18 protein-coding genes are annotated in these 14,322 nt (G+C 66.8%); 7 read left to right on the top strand and 11 right to left on the bottom strand.

Going from position 1 to position 14,322, the window contains the following annotated elements:
• Positions 1 to 22: 22 nt before the first annotated feature.
• Positions 23 to 343 carry a hypothetical protein gene (locus tag AC5P99_RS15655; protein WP_187757369.1) on the top strand — a complete coding sequence of 107 codons (321 nt, stop codon included), beginning with the start codon at positions 23 to 25 and terminating at the stop codon, positions 341 to 343.
• A gap of 9 nt (positions 344 to 352) precedes the next feature.
• Here AC5P99_RS15655 and AC5P99_RS15650 read toward each other — a convergent pair whose 3' ends face one another.
• Positions 353 to 1,303, bottom strand: a complete 951-nt coding sequence (locus AC5P99_RS15650) for a DMT family transporter (protein ID WP_005409418.1) — start codon at positions 1,301 to 1,303, stop codon at positions 353 to 355.
• 119 nt (positions 1,304 to 1,422) lie between these two features.
• Entirely contained in the window at positions 1,423 to 2,121 is a 699-nt protein-coding gene (locus tag AC5P99_RS15645) for a helix-turn-helix transcriptional regulator (RefSeq protein ID WP_149500985.1), read from the bottom strand.
• 81 nt (positions 2,122 to 2,202) lie between these two features.
• Between AC5P99_RS15645 and AC5P99_RS15640 the strand changes: the two genes are divergently transcribed.
• Complete coding sequence (locus AC5P99_RS15640; protein ID WP_149500984.1) at positions 2,203 to 2,982, top strand: DUF6491 family protein; 780 nt, start codon at positions 2,203 to 2,205, stop codon at positions 2,980 to 2,982.
• Here AC5P99_RS15640 and AC5P99_RS15635 read toward each other — a convergent pair.
• The 3 genes from AC5P99_RS15635 to AC5P99_RS15625 form a co-directional block, all read right to left on the bottom strand.
• A complete protein-coding gene (locus AC5P99_RS15635) occupies positions 2,979 to 4,031 on the bottom strand; it encodes a linear amide C-N hydrolase (protein ID WP_012480021.1) in 1,053 nt (350 codons plus the stop codon). The genes AC5P99_RS15640 and AC5P99_RS15635 overlap by 4 nt on opposite strands.
• 69 nt (positions 4,032 to 4,100) lie before the next feature.
• Entirely contained in the window at positions 4,101 to 4,514 is a 414-nt protein-coding gene (locus tag AC5P99_RS15630) for a DUF6691 family protein (protein WP_005409414.1), read from the bottom strand.
• Positions 4,511 to 4,948 (bottom strand): YeeE/YedE family protein, encoded by a 438-nt coding sequence (locus AC5P99_RS15625; protein WP_043035070.1) that lies wholly within the window; start codon positions 4,946 to 4,948, stop codon positions 4,511 to 4,513. The genes AC5P99_RS15630 and AC5P99_RS15625 overlap by 4 nt, the downstream gene beginning before the upstream one ends.
• 86 nt (positions 4,949 to 5,034) lie before the next feature.
• Here AC5P99_RS15625 and AC5P99_RS15620 point away from each other — a divergent pair, with 86 nt between their 5' ends.
• Positions 5,035 to 5,355, top strand: coding sequence for an ArsR/SmtB family transcription factor (locus AC5P99_RS15620; protein WP_012480019.1), 321 nt, complete (start codon positions 5,035 to 5,037; stop codon positions 5,353 to 5,355).
• 15 nt (positions 5,356 to 5,370) lie between these two features.
• Here AC5P99_RS15620 and AC5P99_RS15615 read toward each other — a convergent pair whose 3' ends face one another.
• From AC5P99_RS15615 to AC5P99_RS15595, 5 genes are read right to left on the bottom strand one after another with little or no spacing between them, the layout of a single operon-like run.
• Positions 5,371 to 5,505 (bottom strand): hypothetical protein, encoded by a 135-nt coding sequence (locus tag AC5P99_RS15615; protein WP_265411824.1) that lies wholly within the window; start codon positions 5,503 to 5,505, stop codon positions 5,371 to 5,373.
• A gap of 54 nt (positions 5,506 to 5,559) precedes the next feature.
• The gene (locus AC5P99_RS15610) at positions 5,560 to 6,693 is read right to left on the bottom strand and encodes a hybrid sensor histidine kinase/response regulator (RefSeq protein ID WP_005409410.1); all 1,134 of its coding nucleotides are present in this window, start codon (positions 6,691 to 6,693) and stop codon (positions 5,560 to 5,562) included.
• Positions 6,690 to 7,265: a chemotaxis protein CheB gene (locus AC5P99_RS15605; protein WP_005409409.1), complete on the bottom strand. Its 576-nt coding sequence runs from the start codon at positions 7,263 to 7,265 to the stop codon at positions 6,690 to 6,692. The genes AC5P99_RS15610 and AC5P99_RS15605 overlap by 4 nt, the downstream gene beginning before the upstream one ends.
• Positions 7,265 to 8,089: a CheR family methyltransferase gene (locus tag AC5P99_RS15600; protein WP_005409408.1), complete on the bottom strand. Its 825-nt coding sequence runs from the start codon at positions 8,087 to 8,089 to the stop codon at positions 7,265 to 7,267. The genes AC5P99_RS15605 and AC5P99_RS15600 overlap by 1 nt, the downstream gene beginning before the upstream one ends.
• Positions 8,086 to 11,187 (bottom strand): response regulator, encoded by a 3,102-nt coding sequence (locus tag AC5P99_RS15595; protein WP_049449599.1) that lies wholly within the window; start codon positions 11,185 to 11,187, stop codon positions 8,086 to 8,088. The genes AC5P99_RS15600 and AC5P99_RS15595 overlap by 4 nt, the downstream gene beginning before the upstream one ends.
• 151 nt (positions 11,188 to 11,338) lie before the next feature.
• Between AC5P99_RS15595 and AC5P99_RS15590 the strand changes: the two genes are divergently transcribed.
• Together AC5P99_RS15590 and AC5P99_RS15585 are read left to right on the top strand one after the other, a co-directional pair.
• Positions 11,339 to 12,502 (top strand): two-component system sensor histidine kinase NtrB, encoded by a 1,164-nt coding sequence (locus AC5P99_RS15590; protein ID WP_394764588.1) that lies wholly within the window; start codon positions 11,339 to 11,341, stop codon positions 12,500 to 12,502.
• On the top strand, positions 12,492 to 12,851 hold the full coding sequence (locus tag AC5P99_RS15585) for a response regulator (protein ID WP_005409405.1): 360 nt from the start codon (positions 12,492 to 12,494) through the stop codon (positions 12,849 to 12,851). Before AC5P99_RS15590 ends, AC5P99_RS15585 begins: the two co-directional genes overlap by 11 nt.
• A 30-nt stretch (positions 12,852 to 12,881) precedes the next feature.
• On the opposite strand, the gene AC5P99_RS15580 is transcribed toward AC5P99_RS15585, so the two are convergent.
• The gene (locus AC5P99_RS15580; RefSeq protein ID WP_049449691.1) at positions 12,882 to 13,448 is read right to left on the bottom strand and encodes a TetR/AcrR family transcriptional regulator; all 567 of its coding nucleotides are present in this window, start codon (positions 13,446 to 13,448) and stop codon (positions 12,882 to 12,884) included.
• Positions 13,449 to 13,620: 172 nt separating this feature from the next.
• Here AC5P99_RS15580 and AC5P99_RS15575 point away from each other — a divergent pair, with 172 nt between their 5' ends.
• Both AC5P99_RS15575 and AC5P99_RS15570 read left to right on the top strand, forming a co-directional pair.
• Positions 13,621 to 14,235, top strand: coding sequence for a universal stress protein (locus AC5P99_RS15575; RefSeq protein WP_495213316.1), 615 nt, complete (start codon positions 13,621 to 13,623; stop codon positions 14,233 to 14,235).
• 9 nt (positions 14,236 to 14,244) lie between these two features.
• The coding region (locus tag AC5P99_RS15570) for a transposase (RefSeq protein ID WP_495213335.1) at positions 14,245 to 14,322 on the top strand (78 nt) is incomplete at its 3' end.

Genomic DNA, 14,322 nt, shown 5'->3' with positions numbered 1-14,322 from the left:
CCTCGGCAGAAGGCCCCGTCGCATGCAGGTGTCGAGTTTCCCCGCCACCTGTATGGTGCGGGGCCGTGGTTTTCGGGAGTTACACGAAGACGACGGGCCGCACCAGGGCAGTGGTGGCGGTGGTGGTGGTAATGGTGGTGGTGGCGACCGGCGCAGTCGAACGGCCCGCAGTGGCGGGAGCGATCAGGCTGGCGTGGGCGGCATCAAGAACCATGACGCACAGAAAACACTGTGCGCCGGCCTGCTGTCAAGTGCTGCGATGCAAAAAACCAGTGCCGCGATCATCGCTCAACATGCCGGCATTTGGTTGCATCTGAGACCAAGGCAGCATCAGCACGCTTGACGCACGCATTCAGCCGGCATGTTCGGCGATCGCCCGTGGACTGCGATGGGCATGCGCGCACAGCATCACGCCGGCCACCAGGAACACGATCGCCAGCGCTTCCAGCAGCGAAGGCCAGCGCTGCTGCCAGGCGAAGGCATACGCCAGCGCGAACAGCGTCTCGAACACGATCATCTGGCCGGTCAGGGTCAGCGGCAGCAGGCGGCTGGCGCGGTTCCAGAACGCATTGCCGAGGATCGAGGCCACCACCGCCACACCGGCGCTGATTGCCCAGAAACCACTCCACTGCGCCGCCGTGTGCCCGCTGGTGTGCCCGATGAAGGCCATCGGCACCAGCAGCAGGGCCAGGCCGCCGGTGGTGACGCCGGTCAGCAGCGACCAGTCGTGGCTGGACAAGTCCGGTCGACGCGCCAGCCAGCGGCTGTTGCCGATCGAGTACAACGCCCACGAGAACAGCGCGCCGAACGCGCACAGCAGGCCGATCAGGCGCTGCCGCCACGGGGTTGCCAGGTGCTCGGACATCAATGCTTCCCAACCAACCAGGGCCACGCCCAGCACGCACAGGCCCAGTGCCGGCAGCAGCTGTTTCAAAGGCACTGCACCCTGTTCGCGCACGCCGACCAGGGTGACCACCACCGGAATCAGGCCGACAATCAGCGACGCCGCCGCACCGCCAGCCCACTGCACCGCCGTGGCCAGCAGCAGGAAGTACACCAGGTTCCCGGCCAGGCTCAGCCACAGCAGCCCGATCCATTCGGTGCGACCCAGCTGGGGTGCCAGCCGCTTCCAGCGCGGGAGCAGCAGTACTACGGCGATCAGGCCGTAGACCAGATAGCGCCCGGCCGACAATTGCAGGGCGTTGAACGACTGCAGCACGGCGGGCGCGAGGAAGACCACGCCCCACAGCGCGCCAGCGGCAACGCCATTGGCGATGCCCAGGGCCATCGGGTTGTTGCGCATTCGGGTTCTTCGGGGGGAGAGAACAGGCCGCGCAGTGTAAGCGCTGGCCAGCGGGCGCTCTTGACCTAGGCTATTGCCCTGACCGGCCGCGCGTGCGCAAAGCCGAGCGTGGCTCGACCCTATAGTCCGGCGCCCCGGCGCCACGCTGCGGGAGTCTGGCCGCACTCGCGGCGCAGCGCACGGGTCAGTGCGCTCTGCTCGGAATAGCCCGCGGCCAGCGCGATATCGCTGATCGGCGCCACGCTGGTGCGCAGCTGGTGCTTGGCCCAACGCAACCGGCTTGCACTGAGCCAGGCCTGCGGGCTGAGCCCGAACTCCTGCCGGAACAGCGCATGCAAACGGCTCTCGCTGACCCCGACGAACCCCGCCATGCGCGCCACCGGCCACGCCTGCCCGGGGTCGGCCTGGACCGCCGCACACAGACCCTGCATGCGCGCGCCACTGCCGGCAGGTGCAAATACCTGCAGCAACTGCGGCAGCAGCGCCGGCATCGGCTGCCCTGCCTGCACCTCAGCCAGGCGTCGGCGCAATGCCAGCGGCAGATGCAGCCAGCGCTGCCGGCACAGATGCTCCTGCGTGCCGTCATCAAGTACGCCCGGAGGACAGTCAACGATCACGAAACCATTGGGACCATCAGCCATCTGGTCATGCGCCTCACCGGCGGCCACGAATGCCCCCTGCAGCACGTCCAGCCGACCTCCGCGGCCTTCCATTTCGAACTGCAGTTCACCCTGCACTGGCAGCACCCACTGCGCGTAGTCATGGCGATCCAGGCCGGTGGCCTGGCCGTAGTGCCGCAGATGGAAGATGGCGCCCATCCGGGCAGTGTGCGCGTGTAACAACGGCCGTGCAAACCGTTGCTATAGTCGAACCGTCATCCACCGCAGGGAGTGCAGGACATGACCCATCAGCAGGTATCCCTGGCGCTCGCCACCAGCCTCGGCCTGGTGCTCGCAGCTTCGGCCTCCGCTCAGGAGCGTACGCCCCCGGCTCCGCACTGCATGGACGCTGTCGGCGTACAGGAAGTGGAGCAGGCATCACCGCGCTCGATCGCACTGCGCGCCGCCTCCGGCCAGGCCTATCGGATCGACTTCAGCGAAGATTGTCCCGGCGTCCGCGGTGCCACTTCGCTGAAACTGGAAGCCCCCGCCGGCTGGGCCTGCGGCCGCCCCAGCGAACGCTTCGTGGTCGACGGCCGCCGATGCACCATCAGCGCGGTCACCCCGCTGCAGAATCGCGACTATGCCAGCGTCGCCCGCGACAGCGACCGCCTGCGCACCGCCACCCTGCCTGCCGTGACCATCCGCGAACGCAAGGAGGTGCGTCGCAGCTTCGGCGGCTCACCGTCCTACTGCTTTGCCACGCGCAACGTGCGTGCCTGGTCATCCGACCCGCAGGGCATGCTGGTGGAGACCAATCCGCGCCGCAATGGCGGCCATCGCTACTACCGGGTCGAACTCGGCAGCCACTGCCGCCAGCTCGACCGCGCGCCGCAGCTGAGCTTCCACTCGGGCCTGCAGAACGGCCTGATCTGTGGCAATCCCGGCGATCGGATCATGACTGCCGAATTCGAGACAGACGATCTGCGCGGTGAAAGCATCGCCCCGCTGCCGCAGTACACGCGCGGCAGCTGCACGATCCAGGCGGTCTACCCGGCCTCCAGCCAGGCGTCGAACTAACCGTCGACGCCGAGGAAGGCGAACGGTGCGCTGGGCACGAACTGGCCCAGTGCATCACCGGCGAAGGTATTGCGCTGGTCCTTGCCGAGGTCGAGCTTGAGCACCTTGCCGGCGAAATCGACCTTGTTCAGATCGACCCAGAAGGTGTTCGGGGTCAATGCCGATTCGAAGAAGTACAGCCGCCGCTTGTGGTCGGCCACGGTGCGCCAGCGCGTGGATGAGATGTTCGGCTCACCCGGCGTGGTGATGCCATACGGCACCGACGCGTTGCGGATCACGCTGAACACACTGGCCAGGGCCTCCACCGGATCCTCGGCCTTGGGAATGGCGTTGATGTAGAACGAGGCGCGCGCGAAACGGTCAGCAGAGCGGTTGGTGCCCGGCAGCATCACCGTGCCGCCGATCTGCTGCCAGTAGCTGTTGAGCGCAAGCTGCTGCTCGAAGATCGGCGAATTGGTCATCACCTGGTAGCGCCGGTCATGGTGGATCACCTGGCGGCCGCCGATGTACTCGACGATGGCACTGTCGCCGCTGGCATCGGACAGCGACAGGTGCAGCGTCGCCTGCCGATCTTCACCGGGCACCTTGTCGGTGACGATCGAGTACGGCTCGCGCTTCAACGCGGCGACCGCCTCTTCCACGGTAGCGAAGTTGTCCAGCACATACTGCGCCCACAGCGAAATCGCCAGACCCGGCTTGTTGCCACGCTGCTGCGGATACTCCGATTCGACCAGCCACAGCAGGTTGGCCACCAGGCCCTTTTCGTTCATGCCATCGGTGGTCGACACGTCGTAGCCGGTGGCCACCACCGAGCCGTAGCGCGCAGTCCACGCCAGCGACTTCGGGCCGGCCTGGCCGGTGCGCGCAATGCCGCGCGGCAGTATGTAGAGGTTGGTCGCCACATCGACCTTCCAGTCCATCGAGCGCGCGGTGATCACATCGCCGTTGTCACCCAGGTACACCGCGCGCGTGCAGGCCAGTGCCGGTGCCACGGCTGCGGCCAGCGCGACCGCCAGCATTCCCCTTCCCATCCACTTCATCCGTGCCATGTCGTTGCACTCCTTTTCCCCGTGATCCGAAGATAGGACCCCAGGCAGGGTGAGACAGGGGTGAAAGCCTCAACGGACGAAGCGGTCGTGCAGCCAGAATCCTGCAAGCATCGAAGGCACGAACCACAGGGCTTCGCGCGACGCCACGGCCACCCCGGCGATGGCCGGTCCTGGGCAATAGCCCGCCCAACCCCAGCCGATCCCGAACAGCGCGGCACCCAGCAGCAGGCGAGCATCCACACGCCGGGTAACAGGCAGCCGGAAGCGGTCTGCGTACAGCGGCTGCTGTCGCCGCAACACCCACCGCTGCCCGATCGCGCTGACCAGCAGCGCCGAGCCCAGCACCCACAGCAGCGTGGGATCGAAGTCACCGGTGATGTCGAGGAAGCCGAGGACACGACGCGCGTCGGTCATTCCCGAAAGTGCCAACCCCATGCCAAACAATGCGCCCGCCGCGCCGGCGGCCCAGACTGCGCGGCTCATGTTGGGCCTCCGCCATGACGGACCAGGAAGGTGGTCAGCATCGCGCAGGCCATGAACACCAGCACGGCCGCCAGCGATCGCTTCGAAGCGCGGGCCATGCCGCAGACACCGTGGCCGCTGGTGCAGCCGTTGCCCAGCCGCGTACCGAAGCCGACCAGCAGGCCGGCTCCCATCAACTGCCATGCCGGCAGCGCATCACGCAGCAGCGCACGCGGCGATGCCTCGGGCACCGATTGCCACCACAGCACCAGCCCCGCCGATGCGGTCAGGCCGGCCAAGAAGGCCCAGCGCCAGGCACGCTCGCCCTTGCCTGCGCGCAGGCTGCCTGCGGTGATGCCGCTGATGCCCGCCACGCGTCCGATGGTGGCGAGCAACAGCACCGCGGCGGCGCCGATCAACGCACCACCTGCCGCCGCACTCCATGGCAGGTTCATGCCCTACCCTCTTCGCTGCCGTACATGAGATTGCCCATTTGTTTAGATTATTCTAAATTAGATCATTCTAAATAAAATGGTCAACCATGGCCCGGACCCAGCTCGACAGCGCCGCGATGGCCGAACACGCGTCGCAGGCAGCCACGCTGCTCAAAAGCCTGGCCCACCCGGCCCGGCTGCGGGTGCTGTGCCGCCTGGTGGAAGGTGAAGCGCCGGTACCGGAACTGCAGGCACTGACCGGCCTGAGCGCATCGGCGTTGTCACAGCATCTGGCGGTGCTGCGCGGACTGGATATCGTGGCGACCCGGCGCGAAGCGCAGGCGATACACTACCGGGTTCTTGAAGGGCCCGCACTGGGCGTGCTGCAGGCGCTGCATGCGGCGTACTGCGGTGCTGCTTCGCGCTGAATCCGGCGCAGACCATCAGCCTGCGTGCAGCGCCGACTGCACCACCTGATCGAGCAGGTCCACTGGCGTCGGTGCCGAACGATCGCCCTGCAGGCGCCGGGAGAATCCGGACCAGTCACTGCAGGAAAGCTGGCGAGAATAGGCACCCACGCTGGCAGTTGCGGACCAGTCCGTCTCAGTCCGCCGGGATGCTGGCTGAAGCGCTTAGGTTGCCGCCAAGACCGTGCCGTCGCAGCGCCGTGGCAGCATTGCCTCGAACACCACCTGGCCCGCTTCGTTGCGGGCCGCAATGCGCCCGCCGTGCGCGCGGACGAACTGATCGACGATGTACAGGCCCAGGCCCAGGCCCTTGCTCTGGTGGAAGCTGGCCTTGAACGGTTCGAACAGTCGCGGCAACAGCGCGTCATCGATCCGGCCGGCGTTGCTGACCCGCAGCAGTACGCCGCGCGGGTCGCGCCCATCCACCTCCACCCTCGCCTCGCTGCCATGGGTCAGCGCATTGCCGACCAGGTTGGCGGCGACCTGGCCAAGGCGATCCAGATCGCCCTGCAGCCGCGTATCTCCCTGCAGGTCCAGGTGGATCCGGTCCGCCCCATGCGCGCTGCCCGCCTCGGCGACTACCGCGCGCGTTACGTCGGCCAGATCGCAGGCACTTGCCTCCAGCCTCAGGCCACCGCTGCGGATCCGCGAGAAATCCAGCAGCTGCTCGACCATCCGCGCCATCCGCAGGGTGCTGGCTTCCAGGTACTGCAGGGTCTGCTGCGCGCCTGCGTTGTCTTCCGGAAGCTCCAGCGCCAGCTTGTCGGCACACAGCAGGATCGCCGACAACGGCGTGCGCAGGTCGTGGGTCAAAACGGCAGCCATCGTCTCGTTGAGCTTCAGCGCGCGCTCCAGTGCCTCGTTGCGCGCCTTCAGCAGCTGCCGCTGCTGGTACAGCTCGATGAAAACGTTGACCTTGCTCAGGATCACCTGCGGCGCCACCGGCTTGTGCAGGAAATCGACCGCACCGCTTTCGTAGCCCTTGAACACGCGCAGGGGATCATCCGGAGAGGCGGTCAGGAAGATGATCGGCACGTCGCGGCTGCGATGCGAACCGCGCATCAGTTCGGCCAGGGTGAAGCCATCGATCTCCGGCATGTGCACGTCAAGCAGGGCCAATGCCACCTCGTGCTCGAGCAGCAGCTCCAACGCCTGCGCGCCCGAGCCGGCCAGCAGCAGGTTGACCCCTTCGCGCTGCAGCAGGGCCTGCATGGCTACCAGGTTCTGCGGCACGTCATCGACGATCAGCAGGTTGACCGGGGTCTGCGACTGCGCAGGTTCCGGTGGCAACAGGTTCATGCAAACAACTCCTTCAGGCGGCGACACATCAGTTCAAGGGGCAGCACGGCATCGGCGCCGGCGTACTGCAGGGCGGAAGCGGGCATCATCGACGCCTCGGCTTCCTCGGGACATTGCAGCCAGGCATGGCCACCGGCACGGCGCACGGCGGCAACGCCCTCGCTGCCATCACTGCTGGCACCGGTCAGCAGCAGGGCCAATACCTGCGCGCCGAACACCGCAGCAGCGGAATCGAACAGCGGATCGATGGCCGGACGGGAAAACAGCACCGGTGCATCCACCGACAACGCCACCGCCCCCTCGTCCTCCACCAGCAGGTGGTAATCCGGCGGCGCGAACGTCACCGTGCCCGGCTGCAACGGCTGCTTGTCTTCGGCTTCGCGCACCGGCAACGCGCAGTACGGCGCCAGCACCTCGGCGATGCGGCTGGTACGGTCACGCGGCAGGTGCAGCACGGCCAGTACCGGTACCGGCAGCTTCGCCGGCAGTGCACCGAGCACCGCCTGCAGGGCCGCCACGCCACCGGCGGACGCGCCGATCACCAGCACGGCCGGACGCACTGGCAGCGTCATCAGGCCACCTTCCGATAAAGGCGGTGCTCTCGCGAACAGACCTCGAAGGCATCGTGGTGGCACCCGAACTGCAGCGACTCCTTGCTGCCCAGGCCAAGGAAGCCCCGGTGCACCAGCGCTTCGCGGAACAGGCCGACGGCACGGTCCTGCAGGTCGCGGTTGAAATAGATCAGTACGTTGCGGCACGACACCAGGTGCACTTCGGAGAACACGGTATCGGTGGCCAGGCTGTGGTCGGCGAACACCACGTTGCGGCGCAGTTGGCGGTCGAACACGGCACCATCGTAGGCGGTGGCGTAGTAGTCCGACAGCGACGCGGTGCCACCGGCGGCCAGGTAGTTGCGGCTGAACTGGGCCATCCGGTCGATGCCATAGGCGCCCGCCTCGGCGGTGGCCAGCGCGGCCGGATTGATGTCGGTGGCATAGACGATGCTGCGCTCGAGCAGGCCTTCTTCATGCAGCAGGATCGCCAGCGACCACACTTCCTCGCCCGTGCTGCAGCCGGCCACCCACAGCTTCACCGAGGGATAGGTACGCAGCACTGGCACCACCTGCTCGCGCAGCTCACGGAAATACGCAGGGTCACGGAACATCTCCGAGACCTGCACAGTGAAGAACTGCATGGCCTGGGCGAACAGGTCCGGCTCGTGCAGCAGCCGGTACTGCAGGTCGACCAGCCGCTCGCACTCATAGCGCTGCATCGCCTGGCGCATGCGTCGGCGCAGCGACGACACCGCATAGCTGCGGAAATCGTAGTGGTAGCGCTGGTACAGCGCCTCCAGCAGGACCTTCAGTTCGAGGTCGAACAGCGCCTGTTCGTTCATTGCCGCGAGCACCAGACCCGGCACAGCGAGACCAGCTTGTCGACGTCGATGGGCTTGGCGATGTAATCGTTGGCGCCCGCCTGCAGGCAACGCTCACGGTCGTCCGGCATGGCCTTGGCAGTCAGCGCGATGATCGGCAGGTCCTGCAGGTGACGCTGCGCGCGGATCTCGCGCATCGCGGCCAGGCCATCCTTCTCCGGCATCATGATGTCCATCAGCACCAGGTCGACTTCGCGCTCGGCCAGGCGGTCCACTGCCTCCTGCCCATTGCGCGCGATCTCCAGCGTCACGCCCAGCGGCTCGAGCACGCTGGACAGCGCAAAGATGTTGCGCACGTCGTCCTCGGCCAGCAGTACGGTGCGTCCATCGAGCACGGTGTCGCGACGGCGCGCCTCGCGCAGCAGGCGCTGCTGGTCGGTGGGCAGGCTGGCTTCCACGCTGTGCAGGAACAGGGTGACTTCATCCAGCAGGCGTTCGGGCGAACGTGCGCCCTTGATGATGATGCTCTTGGAATAGCGGCGCAGGCGCTGTTCTTCCTCGCGACCGAGCGCGCGACCGGTATAGACGATCACCGGCGGGAAGCCGACGTCATCGTTGCCGGCCATGTGTTCGAGCAGGTCGTAGCCGCTGCCGTCAGGCAGTGACAGGTCCATCACCATGCAATCAAAGGTGACCGTGCTGAGCTGCTCCAGCGCGCCAGCAAGCGTTCCCACGGCGACGATCTGCAGCTGATCACGGCCCAGCAGCAGTTCCAGGTTGTGGCGCAGCTCGCTGTCGTCCTCGACGATCAGCAGGCGCCGCACGTCGCGCTGGCTGGTCTGTTCCAGCTGCTCGATGGCGCTTACCAGGCGCTCGCGCGTGGTCGGCTTGATCGCAAACCCGATCGCGCCAAGCTCGCGCGCCACCTGGCTGCGGTCCGTTGCCGAGACCACGTGCACAGGAATATGGCGGGTATCGGGGTTGCGCTTCAGGCGCTCCAGCACGCTCAGGCCGGACACGTCCGGCAGGCCGATATCGAGCAGGATGCCGTTCGGTCGCAGTTCGCCGGCCAGGGCCAGCGCCTCTTCGGCCGTCCCGGCCACCACGCAGTCGAAATCCAGTTCATGGGCCAGGGCCACCAGCGCTTCGGCGAACGTGGCGTCGTCCTCGACGGCCAGGATCAGGCGGCCCGGGTGCTGGCGACGACCGCGGTCGTCGGCCACGCTGGGCACCGTCGTCGGCGGCGCCACCGGAGCCCTTGCTGGCACCTGCATCGCCGGCACAGCGGCCGCGACAGGCGAAGCCACGGGAGCTGCGGCGATGTCCGCGGCGTTCGACGCGGGCGCGCCCTGCAACGGCAGTTCCAGAATGAAGCAGCTGCCACGGCCCGGTTCGCTGTCGACCTGGATGCTGCCGCCCATGCGCTCGGCCAGATCGCGCGAGATCGACAGCCCCAGGCCGGTGCCACCGTAGCGGCGACGGGTGCTGCCATCGGCTTGGCGGAAGGCTTCGAAGATGACCTGCAGCTGCTCGCGGGCAATGCCGATACCGCTGTCGCAGACCTCGAAACGGATGCGCCCCTGACCGGCCGCGCGCACGTGCAGGCTGACCTTTCCATGCTCGGTGAACTTCACCGCATTGGCCAGCAGGTTCTTCAGGATCTGCTGCAGGCGCTGGCTGTCGACCACCAGCTGGCTCGGCGCCAGCGCATCGGCCTCGATCTGCAGGGCCAGGCCCTTCTGCCGCGCCATCGGCTCGAAAGTCTCGCGCAGGCGCTGCAGCACGCTGTCGGTCACCACCACTTCATCGGCCAGCTCGACGTGGCCGGCCTCGATGCGCGACAGGTCCAGGATGTCGTTGATCAGCGCCAGCAGATCGTTGTTGGACGACAGGATCGCACGCGCATACTTCACCTGTTCTTCGGTGAGCGTGCCGTCCTTGTTGTCGGCCAGCAGCTTGGCCAGGATCAGCGAGCTGTTCAGCGGCGTGCGCAGTTCGTGCGACATGTTGGCCAGGAACTCGGACTTGTAGCGCGATGTCGCGGCCAGTTCGTTGCTGTTGCGCACCAGCTGGCTCTGCGCGACCAGCAGTGCCTGCTTCTGCGCCTCCAGCTCGTGGGTCCGCTCTTCCAGCTGGACGTTGCTCTGTTCCAGCTCGGCCTGCTGTTCTTCCAGATGGCTCTGCGACTGCAGCAGGCTGCGGCTCTGCTCTTCCAGTTCCTCATTGGCCACGCGCAGCTCTTCCTGCTGGGCCTGCAGCTCCTCGCCCTGGCGCTGCGATTCCTCCAGCAGCACCACCAGTTGTGCGCGCAGCAGCGATGCACGCAGCGCCATGCCGATGGTCTCGGCGCAGCGCTCCAGCAGCTCACGATCCAGGTCGCGCTGCGCACCCGCCCGGGCGCGTCCCAGCTCGACGATGCCTACCACGGTGCCGTCACTGCTGATCGGCGCCAGGATGCGCTCGCGCACCGGCAACCGCCCCAGGCTGGTCTGCAGTTCAAGTACGGCGTCGTCGCTGCCCTCCAGGTGACGGATGCACTCATCCCGCGCCACCTGCCCGGCCACGCCCTCCTGCAATGCCAGCGACGCCGGCATGCCGGACGGCAACGCCAGGCCGCCGGTCAGCTGCAGTCGTCCGCCTTCCAGCCGGTACACGGCGCCGACGTCGGCCTCCAGTTGCGCGCCCAGGCTGGTGGCTGCCGCCTCGGCAATCTGCTCCGGACCGAGGTCGCCGCGCAGGCTCATCGCTACCGCGTTCTCGGCCTCCTGCAGCCACAACGCCCGCATTGCGTCCCGGCGTGCCTGGATCGCGCGGGAGACGATCAGCGCGATCATCAGGAACGCACAACCACCGATGCTTCGGTTGACCAGCGAGAACGCCGAGTTCGAGCTGGCCGGGGCGATGTTGAAACCGATGACCAGCAGGACGCAGGCGAGCACAGCCACGATGAACGGCGCGCGCACACTGCGCTGGAACACCGTGACGCCCACGGCCAGGAAATACGCCAGCCATACCGCATAACCGAGCGGTACCACCAGCTCCAATGCGATGGTCGCAGCCAGCAGCACGGCGGACGTCATCCAGATCCAGCGGTCACGCGTAGTCGCACCAGGACGCATGCAGGTCGGTTCCAGAACAAAAAGGGTGGGTGATGGTACTCCGTGTCGTATTCAGCCGCACAGGACAAATGGCACGTGTCCCGCCTCCACGCCTCCTTCACACTTGAATGCCTAGCTTCACGTCCCTCACAGGGGTAACACTTATTTTTACGTGGACGCTGCCGCCTCTACGACGTCCGTGCTGACGGACCCTTCCCGCCAACTGCGACTGCTGATCGACAGCGTGCGCGACCATGCGCTGTACCTGCTTGATCCGGATGGCATCGTCTGCAGCTGGAACCCGGGTGCGGAGCGCATCAAGGGCTATTCAGCCGATGAAGTGGTGGGCACCCACTTTGGTCGCTTCTACCTGGCCGCCGACCGCGAGGCAGGAGAACCGCAACGCCTGCTCCGTCATGCAGCGCAGCATGGCCACGTTGCCAATGAGGGCTGGCGGGTACGCCGCGATGGCTCGTCATTCCGTGCCAGTGTTGTCATCGAGCCGGTGGTTGAAGCGGGTGAGCTGCTGGGCTTCGTCAAGATCACCCGCGACATCACCGAGCAGTGGCAGGCACAGCGCCTGCTGCGTGATGCCCAACGAGCGCTGCGCAATACCCAACAGTTCGAGACCGTCGGCCGACTCAGCCGCGGCCTGTCGCACGAGTTCAACAACCTGCTGACCACCATCGGCAACGCACTGGACCTGCTGTCCCTGCGCGTTGGCGGTGACGATGCGCGCGCCGCCGAGCTGCTCGATGCCGCGCAGAGCGCGACCGATCGTGGTGCGCTGCTGACCCGCCAGCTGCTGGCGTTCAGCACTGGCCAGACCCTGATCCGCGAACCACTGGATATCAATGTGCTGATACAGCAGTGGCTGCCGGACCTGCAACGCGCCTGCCCGTCCACGGTGATGCTGGATGCCAAGCTGGCACCCGGCCTGCCTGCGGTCAACACCGATGCGCTGCAGCTGCAGACGGCGCTGGCCAATCTGGTCGCCAATGCCGCCGATGCTACCCTTGAAGGCGGCCGCATCCTGATCGGCACCGCGCTGGAGCATCGCCTCGACCCGGACGCGGACTCCACGCTGCAACGTGGCTATGTCACTCTCAGCGTCTGCGATGAAGGCCACGGGATGGCGGCCGACATCGCCGAACGGGCCACCGAGCCCTTTTTCACCACCAAGGACATCGGCAAAGGCAGCGGCCTGGGCCTGAGCCAGGTGTTCGGATTCACTACCCAGAGCGGCGGCTTCGTCGACGTGTCCACCACGCCCGGTGTCGGCACCACGGTCAGCCTGCTGCTACCCGCAATGGAGGACCCTGCCGATGACCGATGACCCGATCCGCGTACTGATGGTGGAAGACCAGACCGATCTGCGTGAAATGATCGGCCTAGCCCTGCGCGACCTCGGCATCGATGTGGCCACGACCGCCGATGGCCACGAGGCGGCGGAACTGCTCAAGGGCGAAGCACGTTTCGACGTGGTGTTCAGCGACGTCAGCATGCCCAACGGCATGTCCGGCATCGAGCTGAGCGAGCATGTGGCACGCGAACAGCCGCAGGCACGGATGATCCTCTCGTCCGGCTATGCCCGTTCGCAGCTGCCGCCGCTGCCCGAGCAGGTGGAGTTCCTGCCCAAGCCCTATCGCCTGCGCCAGCTGGTGCAGCTGCTCAGGCAGGCGTAAGCCACGGCGCCCCGCAGGAAACCCCTGCGGTCAACCCATCATCGCCCCGCGCTGGAACGATGCCAGCAGCGTAGAGGCTGCCGCTGCCGGCGCCAGCCGACCGCGTGCCAGTGACCAGGTGATGCCGTAGAAGCAGCTCCAGTAGAAGTCCGCGAGCCATACCGCGGTGAAACCGACGTTGAACTCTCCGGCCGCCTGACCCCGCAGGAAAAAGGCCTCGAAGCGCTCGCCGATCGGCGCCCAGCGCTCCGGCAGCAGATGCAAGTCTCCCACGCGCTGTTGCTCTTCCATCATCCGCGCGAACAGCAGCGTCACCAGCTCCCAGTCCGCCAGCAGCGTGGCGGTGACCTGCTCCAGCACGAGGCGTGCATCACCGCCCTGGTCGAACCAGGCCGCCGCCGCTTCCACGCGCTCGAAACCGGCCGCGAACAGGGCCTCGTCGATCGCCTCGCGGGTAGGCGCAAACCGGTACAGGGTGGCGCGGCTGATGCCCGCCCCGCGCGCGAGTTCGCTGAGGGTGCAGCGTGGATGGCTGACCAGGGTGGCCGCCAGCGCGTGCGGCAGGTCGCGTCGTGTACGTGCTGCGGCAGGTCGCATGAAAAGCATTGAGGTGTGGGCTGGCCCTCACGCTAGCATGAATCATCAATTAATAAACTGAATCAAACATGATTCATCCGAATCACGAATGCGCTACAACAGGGGTGCGTCCGGTGCACCCGGGTCGGTGCACGGCAGGGAACGCGTCACAGGCATCGAGGGAGACAACGCCATGCTGCACCCACTACGCGATATCGCCGTGCTGTTCGACGCCAGCGACACCGGGCACCGCGTTCTCAACATCGCTGCCGACCTGGCGCAGGCCCAGCAGGCGCATCTGGTCGCAGTCTCCACGGCCCTGCATCCCACCGACATCGCCAACGGCTTCGCGCGCGGTGCCGGCATCGCCGCCGCGCTAGACCACGAGGCCCGCGCGGATGCCGCCTGCACCGCACAGCTGATGCAGAACCTGCGTGCCGTGTCCGAGCCGCTGCAGATCAGCACCGAACTGCGCATCGTCTCGGACTACCTGGGTGGCGCTGACCTGGCGCTGCAGTCGCTGTACTGCGACCTGATCATCGCCGGCTATCCGCACACACCAGGCGCGCCCTCCGGCTGGCATCCACTGGGCACGCTTCGCCAGACCGGGGTACCGATGCTGCTGGTGCCGCCGCACTGGAAGGGCGAGCAGGTCGGCCGGCGTATCGTGGTGGCCTGGAATGCCAGCAAGCAGGCCCGTCGTGCGGTGGCAGATGCCCTGCCTCTGCTGGCCCGGGCGCAGGCCGTGCACCTGCGGGTTCACCCCCGTTTTCACGGACACTTACGAGAAGGCCGATCAAGGCCATGAGGAGTGTTCATGTCGAAGCGAAGGAAGTTCAGCACCGAGTTCAAGCGCGGTGCGGTTGAGCAGGCCAGCCAGCCGGGCGTCAGCTGT

It is taken from the genome of Stenotrophomonas sp. YJH_SMC_80 (assembly GCF_059372495.1).
The sequence above is the reverse complement of the archived record's forward strand: the minus strand, read 5'-3'. Positions and strand labels throughout refer to the sequence as shown.

Bases quoted from the DNA above. Each gene is read 5' to 3' on its own strand.
- AC5P99_RS15655 (WP_187757369.1), top strand. From the start codon at position 23: ATGCAGGTGTCGAGTTTCCCCGCCACCTGTATGGTGCGGGGCCGTGGT.
- AC5P99_RS15650 (WP_005409418.1), bottom strand. From the start codon at position 1,303: ATGCGCAACAACCCGATGGCCCTGGGCATCGCCAATGGCGTTGCCGCT.
- AC5P99_RS15645 (WP_149500985.1), bottom strand. From the start codon at position 2,121: ATGGGCGCCATCTTCCATCTGCGGCACTACGGCCAGGCCACCGGCCTG.
- AC5P99_RS15640 (WP_149500984.1), top strand. From the start codon at position 2,203: ATGACCCATCAGCAGGTATCCCTGGCGCTCGCCACCAGCCTCGGCCTG.
- AC5P99_RS15635 (WP_012480021.1), bottom strand. From the start codon at position 4,031: ATGGCACGGATGAAGTGGATGGGAAGGGGAATGCTGGCGGTCGCGCTG.
- AC5P99_RS15630 (WP_005409414.1), bottom strand. From the start codon at position 4,514: ATGAGCCGCGCAGTCTGGGCCGCCGGCGCGGCGGGCGCATTGTTTGGC.
- AC5P99_RS15625 (WP_043035070.1), bottom strand. From the start codon at position 4,948: ATGAACCTGCCATGGAGTGCGGCGGCAGGTGGTGCGTTGATCGGCGCC.
- AC5P99_RS15620 (WP_012480019.1), top strand. From the start codon at position 5,035: ATGGCCCGGACCCAGCTCGACAGCGCCGCGATGGCCGAACACGCGTCG.
- AC5P99_RS15610 (WP_005409410.1), bottom strand. From the start codon at position 6,693: ATGAACCTGTTGCCACCGGAACCTGCGCAGTCGCAGACCCCGGTCAAC.
- AC5P99_RS15605 (WP_005409409.1), bottom strand. From the start codon at position 7,265: ATGACGCTGCCAGTGCGTCCGGCCGTGCTGGTGATCGGCGCGTCCGCC.
- AC5P99_RS15600 (WP_005409408.1), bottom strand. From the start codon at position 8,089: ATGAACGAACAGGCGCTGTTCGACCTCGAACTGAAGGTCCTGCTGGAG.
- AC5P99_RS15595 (WP_049449599.1), bottom strand. From the start codon at position 11,187: ATGCGTCCTGGTGCGACTACGCGTGACCGCTGGATCTGGATGACGTCC.
- AC5P99_RS15585 (WP_005409405.1), top strand. From the start codon at position 12,492: ATGACCGATGACCCGATCCGCGTACTGATGGTGGAAGACCAGACCGAT.
- AC5P99_RS15580 (WP_049449691.1), bottom strand. From the start codon at position 13,448: ATGCGACCTGCCGCAGCACGTACACGACGCGACCTGCCGCACGCGCTG.
- AC5P99_RS15575 (WP_495213316.1), top strand. From the start codon at position 13,621: ATGCTGCACCCACTACGCGATATCGCCGTGCTGTTCGACGCCAGCGAC.